Annotated in this window: 16 protein-coding genes, 2 tRNA genes and 1 other annotated feature; all 18 genes read right to left on the reverse strand. The window is 41.0% G+C overall.

Annotated elements, in window-relative coordinates:
• Positions 1-7: 7 nt before the first annotated feature.
• The 18 genes from leuB to ACNJYY_RS15090 all read right to left on the reverse strand — a co-directional run bounded on the left by leuB (position 8) and on the right by ACNJYY_RS15090 (position 19,468).
• Positions 8-1,102 carry a 3-isopropylmalate dehydrogenase gene (leuB, locus tag ACNJYY_RS15005; RefSeq protein ID WP_416729116.1) on the reverse strand — a complete coding sequence of 365 codons (1,095 nt, stop codon included), beginning with the start codon at positions 1,100-1,102 and terminating at the stop codon, positions 8-10.
• 18 nt (positions 1,103-1,120) lie between these two features.
• Entirely contained in the window at positions 1,121-2,662 is a 1,542-nt protein-coding gene (locus ACNJYY_RS15010; RefSeq protein ID WP_416729117.1) for a 2-isopropylmalate synthase, read from the reverse strand.
• The gene (gene ilvC / locus ACNJYY_RS15015) at positions 2,649-3,674 is read right to left on the reverse strand and encodes a ketol-acid reductoisomerase (protein ID WP_144698753.1); all 1,026 of its coding nucleotides are present in this window, start codon (positions 3,672-3,674) and stop codon (positions 2,649-2,651) included. The genes ACNJYY_RS15010 and ilvC overlap by 14 nt, the downstream gene beginning before the upstream one ends.
• Positions 3,675-3,689: 15 nt before the next feature.
• Entirely contained in the window at positions 3,690-4,208 is a 519-nt protein-coding gene (gene ilvN / locus ACNJYY_RS15020; protein ID WP_066396617.1) for an acetolactate synthase small subunit, read from the reverse strand.
• Complete coding sequence (ilvB, locus tag ACNJYY_RS15025; protein WP_416729118.1) at positions 4,205-5,923, reverse strand: acetolactate synthase large subunit; 1,719 nt, start codon at positions 5,921-5,923, stop codon at positions 4,205-4,207. The genes ilvN and ilvB overlap by 4 nt, the downstream gene beginning before the upstream one ends.
• Before the next feature lie 177 nt (positions 5,924-6,100).
• Positions 6,101-6,365, reverse strand: a binding site (T-box leader).
• A gap of 3 nt (positions 6,366-6,368) precedes the next feature.
• The gene (gene ilvD / locus ACNJYY_RS15030; RefSeq protein ID WP_328082833.1) at positions 6,369-8,036 is read right to left on the reverse strand and encodes a dihydroxy-acid dehydratase; all 1,668 of its coding nucleotides are present in this window, start codon (positions 8,034-8,036) and stop codon (positions 6,369-6,371) included.
• 24 nt (positions 8,037-8,060) lie between these two features.
• Positions 8,061-8,963, reverse strand: a complete 903-nt coding sequence (ilvE, locus tag ACNJYY_RS15035; RefSeq protein ID WP_416729119.1) for a branched-chain-amino-acid transaminase — start codon at positions 8,961-8,963, stop codon at positions 8,061-8,063.
• Positions 8,964-9,266: 303 nt separating this feature from the next.
• Positions 9,267-9,343: transfer RNA gene (locus ACNJYY_RS15040), tRNA-Arg, on the reverse strand.
• Positions 9,344-9,530: 187 nt separating this feature from the next.
• Positions 9,531-9,604, reverse strand: a tRNA-Gly gene (locus tag ACNJYY_RS15045).
• Between the two features lie 81 nt (positions 9,605-9,685).
• Positions 9,686-10,216, reverse strand: a complete 531-nt coding sequence (locus tag ACNJYY_RS15050) for a metallophosphoesterase family protein (protein WP_416729120.1) — start codon at positions 10,214-10,216, stop codon at positions 9,686-9,688.
• Positions 10,201-10,809, reverse strand: coding sequence for an XTP/dITP diphosphatase (locus ACNJYY_RS15055; protein ID WP_416729121.1), 609 nt, complete (start codon positions 10,807-10,809; stop codon positions 10,201-10,203). Before ACNJYY_RS15055 ends, ACNJYY_RS15050 begins: the two co-directional genes overlap by 16 nt.
• 560 nt (positions 10,810-11,369) lie before the next feature.
• Positions 11,370-12,407 carry a GerMN domain-containing protein gene (locus ACNJYY_RS15060; protein ID WP_137790655.1) on the reverse strand — a complete coding sequence of 346 codons (1,038 nt, stop codon included), beginning with the start codon at positions 12,405-12,407 and terminating at the stop codon, positions 11,370-11,372.
• A gap of 352 nt (positions 12,408-12,759) precedes the next feature.
• Positions 12,760-13,560, reverse strand: coding sequence for a glutamate racemase (gene racE, locus ACNJYY_RS15065; RefSeq protein ID WP_416729122.1), 801 nt, complete (start codon positions 13,558-13,560; stop codon positions 12,760-12,762).
• Positions 13,561-13,978: 418 nt separating this feature from the next.
• Complete coding sequence (gene ptsP / locus ACNJYY_RS15070; protein ID WP_416729123.1) at positions 13,979-15,691, reverse strand: phosphoenolpyruvate--protein phosphotransferase; 1,713 nt, start codon at positions 15,689-15,691, stop codon at positions 13,979-13,981.
• Positions 15,691-15,957, reverse strand: coding sequence for a phosphocarrier protein HPr (locus ACNJYY_RS15075; protein ID WP_066396644.1), 267 nt, complete (start codon positions 15,955-15,957; stop codon positions 15,691-15,693). The genes ptsP and ACNJYY_RS15075 overlap by 1 nt, the downstream gene beginning before the upstream one ends.
• 13 nt (positions 15,958-15,970) lie before the next feature.
• Positions 15,971-18,043 carry a glucose-specific PTS transporter subunit IIBC gene (gene ptsG, locus ACNJYY_RS15080; protein ID WP_416729124.1) on the reverse strand — a complete coding sequence of 691 codons (2,073 nt, stop codon included), beginning with the start codon at positions 18,041-18,043 and terminating at the stop codon, positions 15,971-15,973.
• A gap of 196 nt (positions 18,044-18,239) precedes the next feature.
• The gene (gene glcT / locus ACNJYY_RS15085; protein WP_416729125.1) at positions 18,240-19,115 is read right to left on the reverse strand and encodes a glucose PTS transporter transcription antiterminator GlcT; all 876 of its coding nucleotides are present in this window, start codon (positions 19,113-19,115) and stop codon (positions 18,240-18,242) included.
• 128 nt (positions 19,116-19,243) lie between these two features.
• Entirely contained in the window at positions 19,244-19,468 is a 225-nt protein-coding gene (locus ACNJYY_RS15090; protein WP_066243534.1) for a helix-turn-helix domain-containing protein, read from the reverse strand.
• Positions 19,469-19,569 lie beyond the last annotated feature (101 nt).

Consider the following 19,569-nt stretch of genomic DNA (forward strand, 5'->3'; position numbering starts at 1 on the left):
TACCTCCCTACACATAAACCTCTAGAAGAGTCGCACTTGTTGAATCTTCCAACATTCTAAAATGAATTTGATTGACCATTTCTTTCGTAGATACTAAAGTACCACTATCTTCATAAATATCTCCTGTACGATAACCTGCCTGCAGCGTTTCGAAAACGGCAAGTTCTACAGCTTCTGCTTCTTTTTCAAGTTGGAACGAATGACGAAGCATCATAGCGACACTTAGGATCATACCGATTGGATTTGCTTTACCGCTTCCAGCGATATCAGGTGCTGATCCATGAATAGGCTCAAATAGACCAGGACCGTTTTCACTAAGAGAAGCTGAAGGCATCATTCCTAACGAGCCTGTAAGTACAGAAGCTTCGTCAGACAAAATATCTCCAAACATATTTTCAGTAACAACCACATCAAAACTCGTAGGATTACTGATCATCCTCATGGCAGCATAATCTACCAGCAAATGTTCTGTTTCGATGTTTGGATACTTTTTAGCTACATCCTCTACGACTTCTCTCCACAATTTACTCGTTTCAAGAACGTTTGCTTTATCAACAGATGTTACTTTTCTTCTGCGAGAAGAAGCTAACTCATATGCTTTTTCAACGATTCTCGTTATCTCATCTCGCGTATACGACATTGTATCTACCGCACGTTTCTCATTCCGTTCTTTCGGCTCTGAAAAATAAATTCCACCGGTCAGTTCGCGAACAAATACAAAGTCAGCACCTTTTACCTTATTCGATTTAAGAGGTGATAGATGTTCAAGACCAGGATAAACGTGAACAGGTCTTACGTTCGCAAACACGTTCATCGCTTTTCGCAAAGCGAGTAACCCTTGTTCCGGCCGTACCTTCCCTTGATCCCATTTAGGTCCACCAACCGCTCCTAGCAGAACAGCATCACTGTCATTGCAAGTTTTTAGTGTGGTATCTGGAAGCGGATTACCTTCCTGATCAATAGCAGCACCTCCAAATACTTGTTCAATCGTCTCAAATTCATGACCAAACCGCGTTGCTACACCGTCTAACACTTGCAGAGCACCTTTGATCACTTCTGGACCGATCCCGTCTCCTGGTAAAACTGCTATTCTCTTTTTCATCTAACATCCCTCCTAAATTTAAATACTCATTGCTTGATAGCTCTTCTTTTCATCATGAAGCTGAAGCTTATTATAGGCGTGAACATAGGCTTTAGCTGATGCTTCCAAAACATCTTGTGCCGTTCCGCTTCCGTTAATCTCATGACCATCACTATCGATCTGAACAAACACTTGAGCAAGAGCATCACGCCCTGCACCCACCGATTGAATTCGATAATCATTCAGTGTGATTGAAGAAGGAAGCATTTTTCCAAGCGTATTGTAGATGGCTTCGACACTACCTGAACCTGTTGCAGCATCTTGAATCAGTTTTCCATCTGGAGTTAACAGTCTTAACGTCGCAGTAGGAATCTGATTTGTACCATAGTTCACTTGAATATCTTTCAATTGATATAACGGCACTTCAGGTTGTATTTTATGATCAATGAGTAGAGCGAAGATATCTTCTTCTGTCATCTCTTTTTTCTTATCAGCTAGTTGTTTAAAATCTTCAAAAAGAACTTTAACCTTGTTCTCATCTGGATGAAAACCTAACTTATGCAAATAATCTTTGAATGCGTGACGCCCAGAATGTTTTCCGAGGACAAGTTGGTTAGAAGGAACCCCAACAAGCTCAGGTGTGATGATCTCGTATGTCGACTTTTCTTTTAACACACCGTCTTGATGTATTCCTGATTCGTGGGCAAAAGCATTCTTCCCAACCACAGCCTTGTTCGGCGGTACAGCAATTCCCGTTAGCCTGCTTACAAGCTGACTCGTACGGCTGATCTCATTTAGCTTTAAACGAGTTTTCGCTTGATAAAAATCTTCACGAATCGCCAATGCTACTGCTATCTCTTCTAACGAGGCATTTCCTGCTCTTTCACCGATTCCGTTGATCGTACATTCAACCTGGTTCGCTCCATGCTCGATCGCTGATAAAGAATTAGCAACAGCCATCCCTAAATCATCGTGGCAATGTGCAGAGAGAATAGCTTTATCAATGTTAGGTACATGGTTTAACAAATAGCGAAAGATCTTTCCGTATTCCTCGGGATTCGTAAAACCAACCGTATCTGGTATGTTAATGACTGTTGCACCAGCATCGATTACCTTTTCTACAATGCGCGATAAAAATATGAGATCCGAACGACATGCATCTTCTGCAGACCATTGCACGACAGGAAACTTTTGTCGTGCATATTTAACTGCACCAACCGCCGTCTCAACGACTTGGTCAGGTGTTTTCTTTAACTTGTATGTCATATGAATGGGCGATGTTGCTAGAAAGACGTGCAGTCTTGGTTCAGCAGAATCTTTCAGAGCTTCCCATGCATGGTCGATGTCTGAAATGTTTGATCGCGCCAAAGCTGTTACGGTTGAATTCTTAACAATCGATGCTACCTTTTTTACAGCCTCAAGATCACCCTTGGAAGCTGCTGGAAAGCCTGCTTCCATGACATCGACCCCTAGCATTTCTAGTCTTTTAGCGATCTCAAGTTTTTCAGCTGTGTTAAGATTGACTCCTGCTGTTTGTTCTCCATCACGCAAAGTCGTGTCAAAGATTTCAATTTTTCGCACTAGCAACGGCCTCCTTTTTTTGTTTTGATTTTACGAACGGCATCATTGCTCGAAGTTCCCTCCCTACCTTTTCAATAGGATGGTTCTTCTCTTGGTTGTTCACCACATGGAACACCGGTCTATTCGCTTGGTTCTCCAAGATCCAACCTTTAGCAAACTCTCCGGATTGAACATCTTTCAGAACGGATTTCATTGATTCTTTCACTCTTTCATCTATGACACGTGGTCCTGATTGAAAATCTCCCCACTGTGCAGTATCTGAGATTGAATACCTCATTCCCTCTAGACCACCTTCATACATGAGGTCAACAATCAATTTTAATTCGTGTAAACATTCAAAGTAGGCAACTTCCGGCTGATATCCTGCCTCTGTCAGCGTTTCAAATCCAGCTTTCACGAGTGAAGATAACCCACCACATAATACGGCCTGTTCACCAAAAAGGTCTGTTTCCGTTTCTTCTTGGAAAGTCGTTTCTAGCACTCCAGCTCTAGCAGAACCAATTCCTTTAGCATAGCTAAGCGCCGTTTCTCTAGCAGTACCTGTAGCATCTTGGTATACCGCGAAAAGTGCTGGAACTCCTTCACCTGATTCAAATGTACGACGAACAAGATGACCTGGACCTTTAGGAGCAACTAAGAATACATCCACATCTTGAGGTGGTACCACTTGATGATAGTGAACGTTGAATCCATGAGCAAAAACGAGTGCATTACCCGGAGAAAGTTCAGGTAGAATTTCATTTCTGTAAACTTCTGGCTGCCTCTCATCTGGTAATAGAACCATTACGACTTCCGCAAGCCTAGCCGCTTCACGAACAGGATATACTTCAAATCCATCTTTAACTGCTTCGTCAAAAGAACGTCCCTCCCGAACACCAACTACAACATCATAGCCGCTATCCTTTAGATTTAAAGCATGAGCATGCCCTTGAGAACCATAACCTACTACCGCTACCTTCTTATTCTTTAATACATCGTTAGAAAGATCGTTTTCGTAATATACTTTTGCCATTATCATCATTCTCCTTTACATAATAGAATAGGGGTGAAGCTCAAGTACTTTCTTTTGTGTTCCGCGAGGTATGGCTGTAACACCTGTTCTTGAAATCTCTTTGATCCCATATGGGCGGAGCAGTTCGATCAACGCATCGATCTTTTCACCGTCTCCCGTCACTTCAAGCGTTACGTTTTCGAGTGAAACATCAAGGACGGTCGCTCGAAATGGCTCGATCAGCATTTTGATCTCGCTGCGTGTATCAGGCGTTGTGAGAACTTTGATGAGCGCAAGTTCTCTAGAGACAAGAGCCATGTTTGTCAGATCACGAACTTTTAAAATATTAATCTGCTTATGAAGCTGTTTTACAAGTTGTTCTGCTTTACGATCATCTTCAACCCAAACCGTTAGTGTTACTTTTGAAACGGCTGGATCCTCTGTATGTCCAACGGTAATGTTCTCTATGTTGAACTGGCGTTTTGTCAGCAATCCGGTCAAACGATTCAATACTCCACTTTCGTTTAGAACCGTCGCTGAAATGATCCGTCTCATCCTCTCACTCCAATCATTTCATGTAGTCCTTTTCCTGGAGCGATCATCGGATAGACATTCTCATCAGGAGTAACAACACAATCGAGAACAAATGGTTTTTTGGACGCAAGAGCTAGTGTCAGAGCTTCTCTTACATCACTTTCTGTTTCAGCTCGTTTTCCATCAATTCCGTAGGCTGATGCTAGCTTGATGAAGTCAGGTTGGATATCAAGCAGAGAGTGAGAGAATCGTTTTTCATAAAATATTTCCTGCCATTGTCTAACCATCCCAAGTGATTTATTGTTCACAATAACTACGATGACTGGAAGCTCCCAATCTTGGAGAACTCCGAGTTCTTGAAGAGTCATCTGAAACCCGCCATCTCCAACAACTGCTATTACCGGGAGCTCCGGCTTTCCAACTTTCGCTCCGATCGCTGCAGGAAATCCAAATCCCATCGTTCCAAGTCCTCCAGACGTTATCCATCTGTTCGATTCTAAAAACGTATAGTATTGTGCTGCCCACATTTGATGCTGGCCTACATCAGTTGAAACAATGGCCTCTCCTTTCGTAACATCATGAAGTATCTGCATTAATTTTTGCGGCTTCAATTCTGATGTATCTGTCTTATACGTAAGAGGAAATTCAGTCTTGTGCTTCGTGAGTTGGATCACCCACTCGTTATAGTCTCCTTTATCGCCTCTTGTCTGGTTTAATGCTGAAAGTGTTTCTTTCGCACACCCCACAATAGGAATCTCAGTTGGAACATTTTTTCCGATCTCAGCTGGATCAATATCGATATGTGCAACCACTGCTTTTTTTGCAAAATGATCAAGATTACCAGTCAACCTGTCATCAAACCTAGCCCCAACACCTATTAACAGATCGCAGTCATAAAGTGCCATGTTGCTCGCGTACGTTCCATGCATTCCTGCCATACCCAAGCAAAGCGGGTGTTCAGCAGGAAATCCCCCAAGGCCTAAAAGGGTTTGAGCAACCGGTATCTGGTGATATTCCGCGAATGCGACTAACTCTTTTTCAGCACCTGCCGCCAGTACCCCCGCACCTGTTAAGAGGACAGGTCTTTTCGCTTGCAATAATGCTTCGTTCAATCTTTTCACTTGAAGAATATTGGGTTTTAATGTTGGTTGGTAACCAGGAAGATTGATACCCGCAACCTCTCTAACTTCAGCTGTTTTAACGGCAACATCTTTCGGTATATCGATTAAAACAGGTCCTTTTCTTCCAGTGTTCGCAATATGAAAGGCTTCTTTCATAATTCTTGGCAGGTCTTCTGCCCGTTGGACTTGATAATTATGTTTTGTGATCGGCATTGTGATCCCGACGATGTCCGCTTCTTGGAAAGCATCCGTTCCAATCACTGTCGTTGCTACCTGACCCGTGAAGATTACAAGAGGAATAGAATCGATCATCGCATCTGCGATACCTGTAACAAGGTTGGTTGCACCTGGCCCTGAAGTCGCTAACACCACGCCCGGTTTTCCTGTTACTCTTGCATAACCTTGAGCAGCATGAATCGCTCCTTGTTCATGTCTCGTTAGAACATGCTTCATCTCTGATTTGTAGAGGGCATCATAGATTGGAAGTACAGCTCCTCCAGGATAACCAAACAGAACTTCAACTTTCTCATCCTGCAACCCTTGAATAAATAGTTCAGCACCAGAGACTAATGAAGTTTCGACTGATTTTTTCTCAGCCACCCAACTGGCCTTCATTTTCATTCCTCCTTTAACTTCGAACCTTTATTTAATAAAGACTTTTCGTGAATCAGTTGTTGCTCTTAAAAAGAATTGATAACCGTTACAGGTTGCTCGCTTTCCGCGGGGCGTGGGCAACAACGTCTAAAAAAAATAAAAAAACTTCTCCACCCAAATGGACAGGTCAATCCTATCCAAAGGGGTGAAAAAGTTTTCTTTTCCACGGTACCACCCTTATTCACAGTTCATGCACATTTACGCAAGAACTGCCTCAAGACGAAATAATCGTCATTTGATAACAAGCGATAAATAATGGTCTTATCGCTTGGCCCTTCCTACTAAAAAACGTTCAAAAGGACACTCAGGAGGGATGTCCTGGTATTAGGGATAACCGGTTCACAGCAACCACCGGCTCTCTGCGTATCCCACATCTACCATTGTTCTCCGTCATCGTTTTATTGTTTTAAATTTTCAAGATTCCTCCAGTGTTAGCTGAAGTTACGAGCGCCGCATAGCGCGCGAGGTAACCTTTTTTAATCTTTGGTTCGGGTTTCACCCAGCCTTCTTTTCGTTCTTTTAAGTCTTCTTCTGTTAATAAAACATGAATTGTTCTATTTACTAGATCAATTAAGATTGGATCACCATTGTTTACGAACGCGATCGGTCCGCCTTGTGCCGCTTCTGGCGATATGTGACCGATCGAGATGCCTCGAGACGCCCCAGAGAATCTGCCATCCGTAATTAGTGCTACTTTCGTACTCAATCCTCTTCCAGCGATAGCTGAAGTGGGAGAAAGCATCTCCGGCATACCTGGTCCACCCTTCGGGCCTTCATATCGAATGACAACGACATGCCCTTCTCTTACTTCACCATTATTGATGCCTTCAATCGCTTCTTCTTGAGATTCATAGACGATAGCCTCGCCTTGAAATGTTTTTATTGAAGGATCAACAGCACCTACTTTGATCACACAGCCATCTGGTGCAATGTTTCCATAAAGTATAGATAAACCGCCTACTGGTGAATATGCGTTATCTTTTCTACGAATAACATCATCATCTAAAATTTCCGCATGGCGGACTCGGTGCTCTAACGTTTCTCCACTTATCGTTAACCGATCGTTATGGATGGCCCCTTCCATTCTACAGAGTTCATTGATGATTGCACTCACACCGCCGGCTCTGTGAACATCCTGCATAGAATAATCCGAAGCCGGACTAATCTTTGATAAATATGGAATGCGTTCTGCGATCTCGTTGATTGAGGATAAGTCATAATCAATCTCAGCTTCATTTGCGATGGCAAGCATATGAAGAACGGTATTCGTCGAGCCGCCCATCGCCATGTCCAATGCAAAGGCGTCATCAATCGCTTCTTTCGTTATAATATCTCTAGGTTTTATATTGTTTTTCACTAGATCCATAAGTGACGTTGCAGCCTCTTTGATCAGTTCTCTTCTTTCGTCTGAGGTAGCAACGATCGTTCCGTTACCCGGCAGTGTAATTCCTAGCATCTCCATGATGGAATTCATGCTGTTGGCTGTAAACATCCCTGAGCATGATCCACAAGTCGGGCAAGCGCTCGTTTCAAGTTCTAATAGTTCTTCTCTCGTCATCTTTCCAGCTAAGTGAGAACCTACTCCTTCAAATACCGAGGCAAGGGAGAGGGATTTACCGGCCATAGACTTTCCGGCTTCCATCGGGCCACCTGAAACAAATACTGCAGGAACATTCGTCCTTACAGCTGCCATTAACATACCAGGTGTGATCTTGTCGCAGTTAGGTATGTAGAACACACCGTCGAACCAATGGGCGTTAATCACTGTTTCTGCTGCATCAGCAATGACTTCTCGACTCGGAAGTGAATACCTCATACCGATATGACCCATGGCAATTCCATCATCTACGCCGATCGTATTAAACTCGAATGGAATTCCACCAGCTTCTCTAATGGCTTCCTTTACCCATTCACCTACTTTGTTTAGATGCATATGCCCCGGAATAATATCAACATAGGAATTACAAACACCGATAAAAGGTTTATCCATATCCTCTGGTGCAACTCCCGCTGCGTGGAGAAGACTTCTGTGCGGGGCTCTATCGATTCCTTGCTTGATCATATTACTGCGCATATCTGTAACACTCCTATACTTCTTTTATCCAGCTTGAACTGCTTGGTTCGGATACACCTTAACTCCTTCTTCGACTACTTTTTCTCTGAAGGATTTTAAAAGTTTGTTCGTATGTTCACCTGGTGCTCCGTTTCCGATTACTCTTCCATCTACTTTTACTACTGCAATAACTTCAGCTGCAGTTCCAGTTAAGAATACTTCATCAGCTACATAAACATCATGTCTCGTGAATGGTTCTTCAACCATGTTGTATCCTTGTGCTCGTGCGATCTCAACAATTGCGTTTCGAGTAATTCCTTCAAGAGCTCCTAAGTATCCTGGAGGCGTTTTAATGGTACTCCCTTTGATGATGAACACATTATCAGCAGAACCTTCCGCCACATACCCTTGATCGTTCAGCATCAATGCTTCACTTACTCCTGCAAGGCTAGCCTCGATCTTAACTAAAATATTGTTCAGGTAGTTTAGCGATTTAACTTTAGGACTTAACACATCCGGACGGTTCCTTCTGCTTGCTACTGTTATAATCTCTAAACCTGTTTCATAAAGTTTTTTAGGAAATAGTGCAAGCTGTTCTGCAATGACAATGACTCCCGGTTGGCCGCATGTAAAAGGGTCCAATCCTAAATTTCCTTTTCCTCGTGAAATTACTAGTCGAATATAAGCATCACGATATTTGTTTTTCTGGAGCGTTTGAACGATGATGTCTGTTAGTTCTTCTTTAGTGTGTGGAATTGTCAGCATAATGGATTGAGCTGATTCGTATAAACGCTGAAGATGTTCATCTAGTCGATATACATTTCCGTTATAGACTCGAATACCTTCAAACACCCCATCTCCATATAAAAACCCATGATCGTAAACCGAGACTTTGGCGTCATCTTTTAATACGTGCTCACCATTAACATAAACCCATTGCTCCTGCATCGTGATCCTCCTTTACGTGTCAATTTGAATTATTTGAATTTTTTAAAAATATTTTAATAATTGTTGACAATATTACGCCCATCTTATTAAAGAATCAACCACGAATTTTGTATTTTTTACTGAATTCTGACTTTTCAGTTATTTTGTACACGCTTTCATTCCCATAACCATCAGGTTTTGAAGCTTTAACGCGTTACATTGTAAACATTTTTAAAGCGCTTTCATTAGAATTAAAAAAACACGCTTGATATCCTTTAATAGAGGACATCAAGCGTGTTGAAAAGTTGTTATATGTAAGTATTATGGCGTCCCAGGAGAGATTCGAACTCCCGACCGTACGCTTAGAAGGCGTATGCTCTATCCGGCTGAGCTACTGGGACATATGTATTGGAGCCCCTTTCGCATAGCAATGGCGCTTTCCGCAATTACCATGCGCTGCGGGCACACAGTGATTTGTTCCACCCGTCGACTGTGGATACAAATGTATTTTTATCATGCATTTTAATTTAAGATCTGTTAACTTCAGATGTAACTTTTCATGGACCATTTGAACGTGAGAAAAACAAATGGAGCGGGTGATGAGAATCGAACTCACGACCAGAGCTTGGAAGGCTCTTGTTTTACCACTAAACTACACCCGCAGACAATTTAGACCTTGTCGCGACGACATAACTAAATATACATGATATCAAAATTATAGTCAACCCATTTTCTCAACTTTTTTATTTTCTAACCGTTTTTTTTTCAAATGTTCTACTTAACTGATCAATGCGTATACCATCGAGTGAATAAAAACTTACCGATATACTATTATCTTCAATCTCCAATAACGCATACGTCTTTTCAAAAGAACCTCTAGGCAGCCTGATACTCCCCGGATTGATAAAGATCATTCCCTCACGCTCAAAGGCCTCAGCTACATGTGAATGCCCGAAACAAGCAATTGCTGCGCCTGTTTCCTCGGCCCTGTAAGCTAGTGATAGATAAGACATTTTCACATCGTATAAATGACCGTGTGTTATATATATACATGTATCTCCCAACAGCTCTATGGCTTCGTTAGGAAAATCATCGCCTAAATAATCCATATTTCCTTTAACCGTTACAAATCCAGACATTTCTTTAGATGCAGTCGAAAGCTCTGAATCACCGCAATGAATCATAAGATCTACTTTATCTTGATAGCGGCTCTTTAACGTTTCTAACTCATCTGTTAACCCGTGACTATCACTAACGATTAAGGCTTTTCCCATAAGAGATCCTCCTCATTGATCAGTTTTTTAAGTTTTTCTAAAGCTACAGCTCTATGACTAATTTTATTTTTTTCTTCTTTCGCTAACTCTGCCATCGAATGATTTAACTGAGGAAGAAAGAAAATCGGATCATACCCGAATCCTTCCGTTCCCTTCTTTTGTCTTAAGATCTGACCTTTACATTCACCTTTTACAACTAGCGTTTCTTTTTGAGGTCTCGCAAAAGCCAAAGCACATACAAATTGAGCGTTTCTATCATTATCTTCAACATCCTGAAGTTCTTCTAAGACTTTGTTCATGTTCTCTTCATCATTTTTATGTATACCTGCATATCTAGCTGAATAAACGCCAGGTCGTCCATCTAACGCATGAATTTCTAATCCAGAGTCATCAGCGATCACTGGAATATTCATCTGTTTAGAAATGGTTTCAGCCTTTAAAATTGCATTCTCTTCAAATGTAACGCCTGTTTCTTCAACATCAGGACTTCCTTCAATATCGTTTAAAGAGAGGATCTCAACCCCAAGACTTCCTAACATCGACTGAAATTCCTTAGCTTTACCTTTATTTTTCGTTGCGACTAAAATTTTCATGTGGTTTATTCCTCCGTGATAAAAGTAGATCTTTACTTAGTGAAAATCATGTGAATTCATCTTATAGATATGGATTAAATAAAAAGGCAGTTTTCGTAAACTGTGTTGCTCTTGGAAGTGTTGATTTCCGTTACAGGCTGCTCGCTTTCCACGGGGCAGGCGGTGAGCCACATTCGAATGTTTCACATTTAAGTGTCTTACCTGCCTAGTTACAGTGGCTAGCCCCTCGAGGTCAAAAGTTAAATGGTCCACAAGGCAAAGTACGCCTTGCTAGCCCATTCACCTTTTGCTTGTCGGGGCTGAACGAGCCACTTTCATTTTTCAAACTGCCCGCCTTAAGAAGTTCCTTGCTCCTGCGTCTACAAGTGATGCTTCGTAGTAAGCTTTCTCGTCGCATGCATTGCAAGGAGTATCTCAGGTGGAAGGCACGCACCTTCCACTCCAATCAACAGTCAAAGAAGTAAATACAATAAGATTTAAAAGCAACAATCCTTTAGAAAAGAGCCAATAAAAAAGAGACGAATATCTCGCCTCTTTACTGTATCACAACCTATTTGATTTTAAAATTCACCTGTATTTACTTCTTTAGGTCTTGAAACTGGAGCGGTGAGCTCTTTCCCTTTTTCATTAAAAATCTTTGACTTCCCGTCCACTTTAATCGCTACTTTCTTCACTTCAGATAATTCTGTAAGAGAAAGAACAATTGAATTTAATACTTCATCTGCAATCATGCTTTCTTCTTTGTTATCCAGTAAAGCTCCATTGAAGTTCAGTGTAACAACACCATCTTTGACGACAGGTGTACTCAACAGTTTCACATCTGTTCTAAAATCTGTAAGAAGGCTGCTCTCAGCAGAAGGGCCATCAATTAGGTGTTCGATCGTTGCTGTTACTTTATCTGTCCCCTCTTTTGCAACTCGGCGCGTTACAGGTACATAATACGTTTGGTCCTGTGTCTGTGCCAAGAAATAGAGCGTTACGAGTTCGCTATTCGTGATATCTGCCACACTGCCATTTTCGAGATTTATTCCGTCAACGCGACTCACACCGTCACCAACTGGTGTATTGTTAACAGGCATTGAATTTTGGTTCTTTCCTGCGATCTGAATTTTAACTTTCTTTATGTTGTCAAACTGAGTAAGTGTAAATGTAATAGCTTGCAGAATCTTCATTTCATCCGCTGCGTTATACTCCGTAAATTCTTTTGAAAAATTGGCTGTAGCTGTTCCCTTTTTGATATTTACCGATAAAACTTCTGTATCTGCTGGCAGAACAGCTTGAAAACCGTTAGGAAGCAAATTACTTACTGGCCCATCTTTTACAAGATACTGCAGTACTTGTTTAGCAGTTTCGTCGTTCTTTGGAAGAGCCAGAACTTGCGGAACAACCATCCCATTGCTGTCGAATAAAAACAACTGCCGCTTATTCGTCTGCTCTGCACTTGCTGCTTTATCTTTCTTATCGAGCGACTGACCTTCTTTCACGTAGTTCACTTTAGGGGGATCAAGCTCATTTCCTGCTTTCTCTCCCCATAATCCGCAACCTGATACCAGCAATGAAGCTGATAATATGATAAGCGGTGCTCCTGACTTCATCATTTTGCGCATACGTTCCCTCCTCAAGTGGTTTGTACTACTATGTATACGAGCTATCCTCTCTCGTTAGACCACTTGTACAAAAATAAAAGAGACTGGCTTTTTTAAACTTCGATGCAGTTGAAAGCAGTTAATCTCAAAGCTTTAGATGATCGTTACAGTACTAAGTGTTCCTTTGACTCCTAGCATAGCTGGAGTAGCTAGGTACCATCACGTATGCCTTGATAGTATTGTTTTTAAAATAGTTCGGTCGGTCGTAAAGTTAGGCTCTTTTCAAGAGAACTATTGCTTTTGTGACCAAAATAGAAAAGAGCAGAATCCCTAAATGAATTCTACTCTTTACACATCAATATTATCATTGTGACAACTTAATACATTCTACCTTTTCGATCTTGCGGTTTAGCCAATGGTTAGCGATCTGCAGGAAATGACCGCTCTCTGCTGTAGCTAAAAATCGATGTAACGGTTTAGCATCTATTGTATTTAAAAGTCCGCTATGGTCTAAGATGACAGAAACTTCACGTGCAGTTTCTGCACCCGAACAGATCAACGTGATATGTTCACCCATCACTTGCTGTATGACAGGTCTTAACAGCGGGTAATGCGTACATCCCAAAATCAACGTATCGATGGAAAGATCCTTAAGCGGATATAACGTTTCCGAAACTGCGCTTAATGTCTCTTCACCTGATAACTTTCCTTGTTCAACGAGTGGAACGAACAATGGACATGCTAAACTTTCTACGATCACATCGTTACGAATCTGAGTTAGAGCCTGTTTATAAGCACCACTATTAATCGTTCCAACTGTTCCGATTACACCGACGTGATTATTTTTCGTCGCCTTTAAAGCTGAACGGGCACCAGGATGGATAACTCCTAAGACCGGAATGTCTAACTTTCTCTTCGCTTCTTCTAATACTGCTGCAGTAGCTGTATTGCAGGCGATAACGAGCATCTTAATCTCCTGTTCTAAAAGAAAGTCAATCATTTCCCACGTATAAGTCCTAACCTCTTCAAATGGCCTCGGACCATACGGACACCTTTTCGTGTCTCCTAAGTAGATAATCTCTTCTTTCGGCAGCTGCTTCATGATCTCTCTTGCTACCGTTAAACCTCCCACTCCTGAATCAATGACTCCAATGGGTCTATTCAAAAAACATCGCCTCATCTCTATATACGTACTGGCGTTAAATCACTGTTTTCTATTCTGCTAATATTTTTATGAAATTGCAATACCATTCGTTAATGGAATGTTTTAAAGTTTGTTCGGTCTTCTATTAGCTATATTTCTTAGTTGCGGAGAAATTTTAAAAAACATCTATGAAATTCTGTTTAGGTTATAGCTTGTGGTTTTCCTCATTGCAAGTTGATTGGAGCGTAAGGTTGCCGACTCCAATGGGACGAGCGGTCAGGTGGAGACTCCTAATGGCGCAAAGCGCTATGAGGCTCACCGCACGCCCCATGGAAAGCGAGTAACCTGAGCGGAAATCAACCACTCCCGTGTCCAACCATATTTACTCAACATCTATAGAAAAAGACTATGGAAATTTCCCCATAGTCTTTTTTCTACTTTAGAAATTTTCTTCTGCAAACTTTACAACGTCTTCCATTGTTTCCATTTGTAGAATTTCATCCATGTGTGCACTGATCTTTTCTTTAGACAGACCGAGAATCTGACTACGAGCAGGAAGTACAGATGTAGCACTCATTGAGAATTCATCGAGTCCAAGTCCAAGAAGAATTGGAATTGCGATCGGATCGCCTGCCATCTCTCCACACATACCAGCCCATTTACCTTCTTTATGAGCTGCATCAATAACCATTTTTACTAATCTTAAAATCGCTGGATTGTATGGCTGATACAAGTAAGAAACTTGTTCGTTCATACGATCAGCAGCCATCGTATATTGAATCAGATCGTTAGTACCAATGCTGAAGAAATCAACTTCTTTAGCAAAAGTATCTGCCATTACGGCTGTTGATGGAATTTCCACCATGATACCCACTTCAATGGATTCGGATACTTCTATACCTTCTGAAGCGAGCTTTTCTTTTTCCTCTAACAGAATACCTTTAGCAGCACGGAATTCTCCAAGTGTTGCAATCATAGGGAACATAATCTTCAAGTTCCCATATTGGCTAGCCCGAAGAAGTGCTCTAAGTTGTGTACGGAAAATTTCTTGCTCTTCTAAGCAAAGACGTATCGCACGGAATCCTAAGAAAGGATTTAACTCTTTCGGAAGATTTAAATAAGGAAGCTCTTTATCTCCACCGATATCAAGTGTACGGATGACTACTGGTTTACCTTCCATCTTTTGAAGCACTTCACTGTATGCCTTGAACTGCTCTTCTTCAGTTGGAAGTTGGTCACGGCCCATGTAAAGGAACTCTGTACGGTATAAACCAACGCCTTCTGCACCGTTCTCTAGAACACCTTTTACGTCTGCTGGTGTTCCAATATTAGCTGCAAGCTCAACTTGAACAGAGTCGCTTGAGAATGTTTTTTCATTCACTAGCTTTGCCCATTCCGCTTTTTGCTTTTGATATTGTTTTTGTTTTTCTTCATACGTCGCGATTTCATCTTCAGTAGGATTCACGATTACGTGTCCATCCAGACCGTCGATGATTACCATTACACCGTTCTCAACGTTTTCCGTAATTGTTTTAGTTCCTACTACTGCAGGAATCTCCATTGAACGTGACATGATTGCTGAGTGAGAAGTTCTCCCTCCAATGTCAGTTGCAAATCCTTTAACAAAATTACGGTTTAATTGAGCCGTGTCTGAAGGAGTTAAATCTTCTGCTAAGATGACAACTTCTTCTGTGATGCTTGCAGGTGTAGTAAACGTCACATTTAACAAGTGTGCTAAAACTCGTTTTGATACGTCACGAATATCCGCCGCACGCTCTTTCATGTATTCGTTATCCATGGATTCAAACATATTGATGAACATGGATGAAACATCGTCCATCGCAGCTTCTGCATTAACCTTTTCATTCTCAATCTTTTGTTTTACAGCATCAACTAGTTCTGGATCGCTCAAAACAAGAAGATGGGCAGCAAAAATCGCTGCCTTATCTTCACCTAACTCTTTGTTCGCTTTTTCTTTAATTACAGAAAGTTCCTCTTTAGAAACGTTTAGCGCTGCTTCAAAACGCTCGATCTCACTCACTGAATCGGAGATCGTTTTTCTTTCGATCGTTAATTCAGGGTTTTGAAGAACAAATGCTTTTGCGATTGCGATGCCGGCTGATGCTGCAATACCTGAAATTTTTTCAGACATTACTCACCAAGCCCTTCCTTTTTCATTACGTTTTCTAATGCTGCGATTGCTTCATCTGCATCTGAACCTTCTGCTTTGATCACGATTGAAGATCCTTGTTGGATTCCAAGGCTCATTACGCCCATGATTGATTTTAAGTTAACGCTTTTTCCGTTGTAATCAAGTGTAATATCTGAGCTGAACTGACCTGCTTGGTTAACTAAAGTTGTTGCTGGACGTGCGTGAATTCCTGATTCGCTAGTTACTTTGAATGTTTTTTCTGCCATGATAATTACCCCTTTATTTTTTGAATGTAATAATATTTTCTTCCTCTATAGCCACAGTTCCTGTTTTTTCGACGGAAACTGTTTCATCCGATAGATTCGTAAAAACAATCGGTGTGATTACGGATGGTGCATTTTCCTTAACAAAGTTCAGGTCAACCTTTAAGATCTTTTGACCGATCTTAACTCTGTCGCCCTCAGACACATAGCTCTCAAAACCTTCACCTTTCAGTTTCACTGTATCGATACCAAAGTGGATCAGAATTTCTTTGCCTGAATCTGACTCAATACCGATGGCATGTTTTGTCGGGAAGATATTCATTATCTTACCATTAACAGGTGAAACCACCAAGCCTTCTGCTGGTTCGATGGCAAATCCATCACCCATCATTTTCCCTGAGAAAACTTGGTCAGGAACTTCGGTGATCGGAAGTATTTTCCCTTTAATCGGAGAAACAAAACGATCATCATCTGTAGAAATGGATGAAGTTGGTGTAACACCTTCATTGTTTGTTTCCACAACTTTTCCTTGTTCAGGAGTTTTCTCTGAATTCTTCGGTTTAGCGACTGTCTTACCACTGATAATATCTTGAATTTCACTCTTGATCGTATCTGATCGAGTTCCAAAGATCGCTTGAATGTTATTACCCATTTCAAGAACTCCAGATGCTCCAAGTTTTTTCAATCGATCCTTGTCCACTTCCTTAGGATCATTTACAGAAACTCTTAATCGAGTGATACAAGCGTCAAGGTTAGATATATTGGACTCTCCGCCTAATCCCTCTAAAATATTCGCTGCTAGTGAATCTTTATTGGACGGTCCAACATTTGTTTCAACTTCATCATCCACGATTTCTCGTCCTGGTGTCTTAAGGTTCCATTTACGAATCGCAAAACGGAAACCAAAGTAATAGATCACTGCAAATACGAGACCTACAGGAATTACTAGCCACCAGTCTGTACGGTTAGGAAGTACTCCGAACAATAAGTAGTCGATTACACCACCAGAGAAAGTCATACCTATTTTAACATTTAACAAGTGCATAACCATAAAAGAAAGACCTGCGAAAATAGCATGAATTCCAAATAATACTGGAGCAACAAATAAGAATGTGAACTCAAGTGGTTCTGTGATTCCTGTTAAGAAAGAAGTCAACGCAGCAGAACCCATGATACCCGCTACTATTTTCTTTTGTTCAGGTCGTGCTTCGTGATACATAGCCAATGCTGCAGCTGGCAGTCCGAACATCATGAACGGGAACTTACCAGTCATAAATGTACCTGCTGTTAATTCAACGTTATCTTTTAATTGTGCAAAGAAGATGGCTTGGTCACCACGAACAAGTCCTTCTGCTGCAGATTTATAAGAGCCAAACTCAAACCAGAACGGCGAGTAGAAGATGTGATGAAGTCCAAAAGGAATCAATGAACGTTCGATCACTCCAAAGATAAATGCTGCAACCGTCAAGTTCGAATTAATCATGCTTTCAGAGAACGTATTAAGTCCATGCTGAACAGGTGGCCAGATGAACGTCATAACAATACCAAGAGCTAAAGCAGAGACTGCAGTAACAATCGGGACAAATCGTTTTCCGGCAAAGAACCCTAAGTATTGAGGAAGTTCAATGTTATAGAACCTCTTATAAAGATAGGAGGCTAGGATACCGACGATGATACCTCCAAACACTCCAGTCTGAAGTGTTGGAATACCTAGTACGTTCGCAAAAGAAGGATCTTTTCCGATCATATCAGGCGTTACACCTTCAATAACGCTCATGGTTACGTTCATGATCAAGTAACCGATAATAGCAGCTAATCCTGCTACGCCTTCACCGCCTGCTAGACCTACGGCAACACCTACAGCAAACAGTAACGATAAATTGGCAAAAACAATGTCTCCCGATTTTTCCATTACGTCTGCAACAAGCTGGAACCATGCTGCATCTAATGCAGGTATTCTGTCAATCAACGCTGGGTTTTTGAACGCATTACCAAAGGCAAGCAACAGACCTGCAGCTGGCAAGATCGCAACTGGCAGCATAAGCGCTTTACCCACGCGTTGAAGAACACCAAAAAGTTTTTTCCACATAGGAAGTCCTCCTTATTATTATGATAACCCTTCCATTTACTTCCGCATCAAACAAAAAAAGACATAAATAAGAAACATGAGTAAATCCCTAATCAGAATTAATATATCCTAATTAGGCATCTGCTACACTTTTGTTTCTTACTTATGCCTGATCGAATCAGTAACACGTAAAAACGAGTTGTTCTATATTCTGTTATCATTTGTCTTCATTGTCATAACGCGAAAGCCTTTGCAAATGCATCGTCAAATATACGGCTTCTGCATGCGGCACGGGTTTTTGTAAGGTATTTTGCATAACCTTAATCAACTTCCACGCCAAATTGTAGCATAAAGGATATTCTTCTTTCAACACTTTTGCTAACTTTTCTTGTTCCTCCATGATATCACCCATAGAGATACGTTCTATCGCATGCCTTAAATGACGCACAAGACGTAAATAATTGATGCTTTTCGTATCAATAGATAGGTCTAGCGAATGTTGGATCATCTGCATTAAAGTGTTGATGAGCTCTGAATGCTTCTTTATATCAGTTACACTTTTATTGGTTATGGCGCTATGAATATGTAATGCCACAAAACCAATCTCACCTTCAGGAAGGTGAATGCCCAGCGACTTATTGATGATTTCGATCGCCTCTTCAGCCACCGTATATTCTTTTGGATATAGAGTTTGTGTTTCCGTTAGAAATGGATTTTTGATATCCATACTCTGTTCTAATCGTTTGATCGCAAATGTAATATGGTCGGTTAACGCGACATGTATATGTTCGTTTAACTCATTCTCAAAACGAGTCCGAATGTGAACAATTACATCATTGATCAATTCTACAATCTTTTCATCTATTGAGTCTAGTAAGGTTTTATATTGTTCTTGTTCGTTTTCATCTTTCAAGACGAATAACTTGTCCACTTGCTTAGGAAAGATCTCTTCACCAGGTTTCTTACCGAAGCCGATTCCTTTGCCAATTACAATTCTTTCTTCACGGGAGGAATCAATAGCAATAACCACATTATTATTAAGAACTTTTTTCACTTGCAGGCTTTTGTTCATGAATTTTTTCACCTTTTTCATTTAGGTCCATAAACCACTAACATCATAAACTTCATCATAGCGGAAAAAGGTTAGAAAAATCAATTACACTTTTTACCTGGAACAAAACCAAACTGAAAACGGCTTTCAGAATGAAAGCCGCTTTCTGACTAAATCTCGAGTTCTCCAAGCCTCAATAACTCTACAACGGCTTGAGAGCGTCCTTTAACCCCAAGCTTTTGCATGGTATTTGAAATATGGTTACGAACTGTTTTCTCACTAATGAATAATTGTTCCGCAATTTCTTTTGTGGTCTTATCTTGAACTAGTAGTTCGAAAACTTCTCTCTCTCTTTTTGTAAGTAGAGGCTTCGGTCGGTAGTGTTTATCTTTCAATGAATTCACCCCTCCTTGCTAGGGTTTAGGAACCGCCAACGAATATTGGAAGTATTTAGTCAACATATAGTATGTAAAGAATCAGATGGGAGTGACTTGGT

This window comes from Fictibacillus tiangongensis, from assembly GCF_048083785.1.
In the GTDB taxonomy this organism is placed as follows: Bacteria; Bacillota; Bacilli; order Bacillales; family Fictibacillaceae; genus Fictibacillus.